The 1,066-nt window shown below is 38.4% G+C and carries 2 protein-coding genes and 2 pseudogenes; all 4 read left to right on the top strand.

Going from position 1 to position 1,066, the window contains the following annotated elements; genetic code table 11:
- Window positions 1-20: 20 nt before the first annotated feature.
- A pseudogene (locus HT734_RS09150) lies at window positions 21-251 on the top strand (TMEM175 family protein); the annotation flags it as partial.
- Complete coding sequence (locus HT734_RS09550) at window positions 176-535, top strand: hypothetical protein (protein ID WP_000397555.1); 360 nt, start codon at window positions 176-178, stop codon at window positions 533-535. The pseudogene HT734_RS09150 and the gene HT734_RS09550, both read left to right, overlap by 76 nt.
- On the top strand, window positions 532-855 hold the full coding sequence (locus HT734_RS09140; RefSeq protein ID WP_000825751.1) for a potassium channel family protein: 324 nt from the start codon (window positions 532-534) through the stop codon (window positions 853-855). Before HT734_RS09550 ends, HT734_RS09140 begins: the two co-directional genes overlap by 4 nt.
- Window positions 852-1,066 (top strand): annotated as a pseudogene (locus HT734_RS09135) (TIGR00341 family protein); the annotation flags it as partial. The gene HT734_RS09140 and the pseudogene HT734_RS09135, both read left to right, overlap by 4 nt.

Raw genomic sequence — 1,066 nt, 5'->3', positions numbered from 1 at the left:
TTTAAAGAGCTGAGCATTAATTAGAAAAACCAACAACACCAAGTCTTGAAGCTTTTTGGGATTTACGGCAAAATTTCTTTGCTTGTTTTCTTTCCTTTTTCTGGTTGGGATCGTTATGGATGGCACTAAACACATTATGGGAAAAGGTTGAGAAAATTTCCTCAGAAATTATTTGGTGGAATTTGTTTCTACTCTTGGAGCGGCAGGAGTTCTCTTTGGAGAATTTCATGCCATCCAAGATACCAGTCTGAATGATGTGGTGGACCGGATCTATATAAATGTCAAGGATTTACCGTTTCAGTCCTTGGGAGCTTTAGCTAATATCCTGTCTGATATTAAGAAGGGACTGATTCAAGACAGTCATATCTGGTCTTTCTTCCAGTCATTTTTCAAACAATATCAGTTGATAATCAGCTTAAATCAGATCTATCAGTTTGTCTATCTTTCTCTGATGGAGATCATGTCCTATCTTCACTTTGATTATTGGAAAAAAACGGCTCGGTCAGGAGCTAGTATGAATAAGGAGAACAAATGAAACGTTTAAAAATGTTATGGCATATTATGCAGGTTACGGGTTTTACTCGGTTTGCTCTGAGTTTTGTGACCTTTGTTTTTGGGTCAGGAGGCGTGCTTTTCCTAGTTGAACCTGCTATCACAAATTACGGAGACGGTCTTTGGTATGCTTTTGTGACTTCGACGACTGTCGGCTACGGGGATCTCCTAGCTGTGACCTTGATTGGAAGGATTACCAGTGTCTTCTTGACGATTTATGGGCTCATATTTTTTGGCTGTTTATCAGCTGTTATTTTTAATTATTATACCAATTTAAATAAGGAAAGAGGAGAGGACAAATGACTGCCAATTATTCAACACGGGAATACCGTGAGAAATTATACGATGACCTTCATGTTCGATTGAGAGATACAGCGATTTTGATGTGTGCAATTTTTATTGCCTCTATCGGACTAAATATGAATTCAACAGCTGTCATTATAGGAGCCATGTTGATTTCACCTCTCATGACACCGATTGTTGGACTGGGATTCGGTTTAGCTATTTTTGATAC

Origin of the sequence: Streptococcus sp. k-90, from assembly GCF_013277565.1 — a bacterium.
Taxonomy (GTDB): domain Bacteria; phylum Bacillota; class Bacilli; order Lactobacillales; family Streptococcaceae; genus Streptococcus.
This window is presented reverse-complemented; position numbering and strand designations above follow the sequence as displayed.